Genomic DNA, 6,482 nt, shown 5'->3' with positions numbered 1-6,482 from the left:
TTGGATATAAATCCCACCCTAGCGATATGAGTGGGCCTAGAAATCGGTAACTTTTGTTTCCAGTGTCCTGAGTGTTCAGGCATTGCCTTAGATTCTCATCAGCCTTTTCACTGGTTATGAATGACGATGGTTCGGTCATACATTCAGGCCCTTTGGGCTTTACTCATACACACGTGCTAGCCGGGTTTCCAGATTAGGCTTCCAGATACCGACGTTTAACCCTGCTTCATCCCATTGGCGCTAAACCGTTGAAATGAGGGCTATGCTGTCACGCCTTATACCGGGCGGATAGGACTAGCTTTCTGGGCTTGGTCAGAGGCATCACCTATAAGAGCATCAAGTTGTCATCTAAGAGAGATTAAAGTGCGAACTCCACCCTGAGTGGGTTATCTCTTAGAAGCCCTGCCTTATTAGCTTTTCAGCCTTTCGTACAGGAACGAATCGCACACCGCTGCTTCATCCGCTCTCGGGCACCGGAGCGGGTCGGGAAAAGTCCCACGGAGTTGCTCACTGGCCAGCCTCACCCACATTGGCTCGAACTCCTTGGTTTTAAGCGGTTCCAGAGAGCTTAGAAATTGAATCAATTAGTAGGCTGGGCCATCGACGACGGTGGTCTATTTTAGGCTGCGAGTGTGACCCAAAATCGGCGGTTTTTAAACCACGCCGATCTATTTGCCGACTTGGACTTGGGCGAGGGCTATCCTGACAGTATTGCTACCTTAATCGCGCTATGCCAGCAAGGGAAGTTGGCGATCGCTAATGCCATCGGCGCAGGTATTGGAGATGACAAGGTGCTTTACGCCTATGTGCCAGATATGATTCGGTTTTATCTCGATGAAGAGCCGCTGCTGCCCAACGTACCTACCTACCTGTGCTGGCGAGACAGCGATCGCGAGTACGTGCTAAATCATCTAGAGGAGCTGGTGGTTAAGGCAGCGAGCGCCGAAGGTGGAGACGACATGCTAGTGGGTATCAATTCTACCGCCGAAGAACGGCAGGCATTTGCCCAGAAGATTCGAGAAACGCCGAGGGAATATATGGCGCAGCCGACGGTGTACTTGTCCCAGATTCCGACGGTCGTAGACGGCGGCATCGAAGGGCGACATACAGATTTGCGGCCCTATGTCCTGCATCAGGGAGATGATATTTATGTGCATCCGGGCGGGCTCACCCGAGTAGCGCTGGAAAAGGGGAAGCTGGTGGTGAATTCGTCGCAGGGCGGCGGCGCTAAGGATACTTGGGTGTTGCCATAGCCTAGTCGCCGAGCGATTGGCGTCGCTTAGCATCACTTATCTCCCAAACAATGGAATCTAGAGCCATCGTGCCTGGTCGTGATAGCGTGTGTCAGACGGTAGCTATACGGGGCGCTTCCGAGCTTTGTTGAAGGAGCCCCGTACAGTTGTCAGCGCCTTTGTTTTGTATAGCTTTGTTCTATACGTTGCTGTGAGCCACCCGATGTTGAGGCTACACAGCAGTCCGCTCGACGATGCAACCAGCGGCGATCGCATCGTTCAAAATAGCCAGCAGTCGACGATCTTCGCAGGTTAGCTTGCCGTTTCGGTAGCTAGAGATCTGTGCTGCCACGCCAGGGGCAAGCTCGCCAGTTTGCACGGCCATCCGTACTAGTGACTTCAGATCTTTGGCATTAGACTTACAAATTGTCGATTTAAACATTGAGACTAAACCCTAAAGACTCACATTTCTGTCTTCTTTGAGTAGCCTGAATATCCGGAATAAAATATATAAAGACTGAACTTTAGTGATTATGAAAGGGTGACGTTTATATAGCCCAAATATATAAAATAGTCTTGATATATTGCTTTCACAAACGCATTAGTCGATTGAGAATTTTTTTAGATAAAAGTCATCAATATTGCTGTGAACCCCTTATATCTGGGCGAAATCATGCAAAAAGTAATTTTTTAAAGAGTGAAAACAAGGTGCCCGTAATTTTATTTTCAGGCGTCATCTCAGTAGAATTAACTAGTAACTTAACTTGCGAGATAAGATCTTTTTTCTCCTCAGTACTTCTGGCAAGATGTGACCTTCATAGGAGAACTAAAGCGATGGATATAAGCAATGAGCCTCACTCTAGGACGACCTGTGATACATATCGTCAGGAACTAAGGTCGGTAGGTTTATCGCTTCTGCTTTACATATTCAAGGAGTGCCATGCCGATCAAAGATTTTACTGATTTCATCTTGGGTAGTCTGGCGGCGCTGTTCCCCGTTATCGACCCGATTGGCAGCGTGCCGATTTTTCTAGTGCTGACGGCAGGTGCTCCTGAGTCGCTGCGGCGCAGTTATGCCAAACGCATCGCGACTAACGTGATTTTGATGTTGATTGGCTTTTTGCTGGTTGGCGGTGGCATTCTGCGATTTTTTGGAATTTCGCTAGCAGTGGTGCGGATTGCGGGCGGTATTGTGGTGTTTCATGCGGCTTGGAATACGATGAACGCCGAGTCAAAGATGAGCGAATTGGAAAATAATGATGCTACCGAAAGAGCAGGGCATCACAAGGATATTTCGTTTATGCCGATGACGATTCCACTACTGGCTGGCCAGGTTCGATTGCAGTGGCCTTAGGACTGGCAGCCGAGGCCAGTCGGGGCGCGCAAGCGGCTGAAACGGCAGGGAACCTGGCGGCAGTGGCGATCGCTCTCATCGGCGCGATCATCTATATCCCTCTGCGCTCTTCTACGCTGCTACTTAAGTGGCTAGGGGCGGGCGGCATTCATGCCCTGAGTCGGCTGCTGGGCCTATTTGTTATGGCCATTGGTGTACAGCTCATTCTCAGCGGCCTTGGCGACTGGATTGAGTCCCTGAACTTGGGTTAAAAGGCGATCAAAAGCGCATGAATTCTACTCTGGGCACAAGCGGATCGTTGACGACGCCGACACCGACGTAGCTCCAGCGCTCGGAGATAGATTTTATCTGGCGGCGATCGCCCTGCTCCACCGCAAACTGAGACGCTAGCTCACCTGCATGAGTATTGAGATAGCTCAGCGCGTCAAAGTCAGCGATGAACAGCAGCAAATACGGCTCGGCCGGCTGCTCCGGATGTCCGCCCGGAACCGACGGGCGAGCCACTAAGTACTGTCCTGTCGATCTGGAGCGCAATAGATAGTAAGGCTGGTCTAGCATGGGCTTTGTCTCATATCTTACCCTAGCCACTGCCCTGTGCCGTAGTGCAGCCACTGATCACCCAGCCAGATCAGCCCTACAGCAGCCATAACCCAGGCAAGGCGATTGAGCTGAGGGACGGCCAACGCTGCCAGCACAGCGCCAATCCCTATAAATGCATAGGGGGAGCCAAAGTAGTGTCGAGCAGTGCTGTACAAGTACCCGGAGTTAACGAGAAAATTGATGATGGAATGAACGCCGGAGAACGCGATCGCATACAGCACCGTAAAGCTTCCTAACTCGCTTAGCACCTTCTCCGGCGACCGGATAGAGATAGCAGTCGTCCATTGTTTTGCAAATTTACTCAGCACTACCATCATTCCTGAGAATACCAAAGGATGCACTAAGAATAGGTACAGCCAGGGTTGCCTGGGCAGTCGTAGCGTCATCTGCTGCCGCTGACAATAGCCGGCAAAAAGTAGCCAGCCCAAGGTCAAAAATATCAGAGCCGGCGCATATAACGCGTGCAGATCCATCAGCAGCGATCGCGGCAGTAGCAGCAGCCACGGACGAAAAGCCAGCGCTCTGCCCCACTCCACCTGGGCTTGAAAAGGCCCCCAAAAATTGCCCACGGTATTCCAGCAAAACAGACCGTACAGGGCGTAGCCAAAGGCGCTGCCGGTACCTATCAGCAGGGTCAATGTGATCACTCTGTCAGCCCTGGTGTCTCTAGCAGTAGACGGTGAGAGTCGGCGCAGCAGCAGCAGCGTAGTCAGGCTGAAGGCTATTGCAAACCACGATTGCAGCAAAGCCGGACGTAGCAAATTTAACCCTACCGACAGGCCAAAAATGGTCCCGTACAGTACCAGCAGTCTGCCTTTTGACTGGTCCTCTGAAAAGTCTAGCTGCTCAGCGGTGTATAAGCTCAGCAAAAAAAGCAAACTCAAAAAGCTGAACAGGCTTTCGGTATAGCCAATGGCATAGAAGATAGCGTTTGGCCCCAAAGCGTAAAGCACAAAGGCCAGCAGCGCTAAAGACCGATTTCTAACGATACGCTCAAAGGTGAACAGCGCCAGCGGCAGCGAACCTAAAAAAATTAGCTCCGACCCCAAAATCATAGCGCTCATGGCCGTAGCTACATCAACTGGGGCAGCTATCTGCCTCACCAAGGCCGGCCACAGCAGGTAAAAGGCACCGCAGACCGGATTCACCGCTAGCGTTGCGTAATGAACCGCGTCCCAGTACTGAAAGTTTTCTACCAGCTGAAGCACCCAAAACTTTTGCCAGCCTACTCCTGTCACCAGCAAAATTAGTGCTTGGAGCAGCAGATAGACCCCGGCTACCGAAGCTACTTTAAACCAAAAGGCCCTGCTTAGGGCGAAGCGCTGATCTGCCATAGCTGTGCTAGAAATGGGTAAGCCCATCGTATAGCTTTGGCCACCTAGCTCACTACATCAAGGTTGCTAAATCAATGTTGCTAAAACCGTCTTGTACTTCGGGCTGAGTGGCGCGTAAGCGTACGTAGGCGTAGCCTTCTCTGCGAGTATGCATCCGTACGCTTGCTATACAAGAATTGATCACTCGGCTCATGAACTGCCCATAAGAAAAGGCTCCTACCTAACAGCAGGAGCCTCTCTAATTAGAACTAGCAAGCAGTCACATCACCTCCACAGGTGCGCTACCTATCTGCTAGATTCGGATTAGTCCAGATCAGGCATAGAGAGCACAGGTTCAGCTGAACGGTTGAGACCACGCTCGAAGCCGCCTTCAGCCGCGCGGGCCCGACCTGCATGCCACAGGTGACCGACTAAGAAGAAGAAAGCCATCACAAAGTGGAATGAAGCCAGCCACTGACGGGGGTTCACAAAGTTAACAGAGTTAACCTCGGTGATGATACCGCCGACAGAGTTGATGGAGGCGTTGGGCGCGTGAGTCATGTACTCAGCAGCGCGACGTACCTGCCAGGGCTGAATGTCGTTCTTCAGCTTGTCCAGGTCGAGGCCGTTGGTGCCGCGCAAAGGTGCGAGCCAGGGACCGTCAAAGTCCCAGAAGCGCATAGTCTCACCACCGAAGATGATTTCTCCCGTAGGCGATCGCATCAAATACTTACCCAAACCAGTCGGCCCTTGAGCCGAACCGATGTTGGCACCCAAGCGCTGGTCACGCACCAAAAAGGTCATGGCCTGAGCCTGAGATGCTTCAGCATTAGTCGGGCCAAAGAACTCACTCGGATACGCTGTGTTGTTGAACCAGACGAAGCAAGAGCAGATGAAAGCCATCAGGGAGACGGCACCAATAGAGTAGGAGAGGTAAGCCTCACCATTCCAGATCAGCGCCCGCCGAGCCCAAGCAAACGGCTTGGTCAAAATGTGGAAAATACCGCCAGCAATACAGATCAGGCCGACCCAAATATGACCGCCAATGATGTCTTCCATATTGTTAACGCCGACAATCCAGCCCTCGCCACCAAACGGAGACGCGGCCAAATAGCCAAAGATAACACCTGGGTTAAGCGTCGGGTTCGTAATCACCCGCACGTCGCCGCCGCCCGGTGCCCAGGTGTCGTAAACGCCACCGAAGAAACAGGCTTTGATCACCAGCAAGAAAGCACCCAAACCCAGCAGGATCAGGTGATAGCCAATGATGTTCGTCATCTGGTTTTTATCTTTCCAGTCCTGGCTAAAGAAGCTGGAGTACTCTTCGAGCGTTTCAGGGCCGCGAAGGGCGTGATACACACCGCCAAGACCGAGCACAGCCGAAGAAATCAGGTGAAGTACACCGACCACAAAGTAGGGGAAGGTATTGATCACTTCACCACCCGGGCCGACCCCCCAACCTAGCGTCGCCAGGTGAGGAATTAAGATGGCACCCTGCTCATACAGGGGCTTTTCAGGAACAAAGTGCGAGACCTCAAATAGGGTCATTGCACCCGTCCATAGGACGATTAGGCCAGCATGGGCAACGTGCGCGCCCAGCAGCTTACCTGACAAATTGATCAGTCGAGCGTTACCAGACCACCAGGCGTACCCGGTAGATTCTTGGTCGCGCCCGCCGCCAATAAAGGTGTTATTAGAGAGCGTTACCACGGGGGAGTACCTCTTCAGGGAATACAAATTTTTGGTGCGGCTGGTCTTGGGGAGCCAACCACGCCCGAATGCCTTCATTCAGCAGAATGTTCTTCGTGTAGAAGGTCTCAAACTCGGGGTCTTCTGCGGCGCGAATCTCCTGGCTCACAAAGTCGTAAGCCCGCAGGTTCAACGCCAGGCCGACAATGCCAATAGAGCTCATCCATAAGCCCGTCACCGGCACAAACAGCATGAAAAAGTGCAGCCAGCGCTTGTTCGAAAACGCAATCCCGA

4 protein-coding genes and 3 pseudogenes are annotated in these 6,482 nt (G+C 52.2%); 2 read left to right on the top strand and 5 right to left on the bottom strand.

The annotated features are described in order from the left end of the window. Positions 1-710: 710 nt before the first annotated feature. Positions 711-1,253, top strand: a pseudogene (locus CKL79_RS21635) (circularly permuted type 2 ATP-grasp protein); the annotation flags it as partial. Positions 1,254-1,464: 211 nt separating this feature from the next. Here the strand turns inward: CKL79_RS21635 and CKL79_RS21630 are convergent. Then, complete coding sequence (locus CKL79_RS21630) at positions 1,465-1,674, bottom strand: hypothetical protein (RefSeq protein ID WP_121971606.1); 210 nt, start codon at positions 1,672-1,674, stop codon at positions 1,465-1,467. A 498-nt stretch (positions 1,675-2,172) separates the two neighbouring features. Here CKL79_RS21630 and CKL79_RS21625 point away from each other — a divergent pair. Continuing rightward, positions 2,173-2,837: pseudogene (locus CKL79_RS21625) on the top strand (MarC family protein). Between the two features lie 7 nt (positions 2,838-2,844). Here CKL79_RS21625 and CKL79_RS21620 read toward each other — a convergent pair. The 4 genes and pseudogenes from CKL79_RS21620 to CKL79_RS21605 form a co-directional block, all read right to left on the bottom strand. After that, positions 2,845-3,144, bottom strand: a complete 300-nt coding sequence (locus CKL79_RS21620; protein ID WP_121971605.1) for a hypothetical protein — start codon at positions 3,142-3,144, stop codon at positions 2,845-2,847. Between the two features lie 17 nt (positions 3,145-3,161). Beyond that, positions 3,162-4,520, bottom strand: coding sequence for a hypothetical protein (locus CKL79_RS21615; RefSeq protein ID WP_141242275.1), 1,359 nt, complete (start codon positions 4,518-4,520; stop codon positions 3,162-3,164). A 303-nt stretch (positions 4,521-4,823) separates the two neighbouring features. Next, positions 4,824-6,209, bottom strand: a complete 1,386-nt coding sequence (gene psbC / locus CKL79_RS21610) for a photosystem II reaction center protein CP43 (RefSeq protein WP_121971603.1) — start codon at positions 6,207-6,209, stop codon at positions 4,824-4,826. Then, positions 6,193-6,482, bottom strand: a pseudogene (locus CKL79_RS21605) (photosystem II D2 protein (photosystem q(a) protein)); the annotation flags it as partial. The gene psbC and the pseudogene CKL79_RS21605, both read right to left, overlap by 17 nt.

It is taken from the genome of Leptolyngbya sp. BC1307 (genome assembly GCF_002286735.1).
In the GTDB taxonomy this organism is placed as follows: Bacteria; Cyanobacteriota; Cyanobacteriia; order Phormidesmidales; family Phormidesmidaceae; genus Phormidesmis.
The sequence above is the reverse complement of the archived record's forward strand: the minus strand, read 5'-3'. Positions and strand labels throughout refer to the sequence as shown.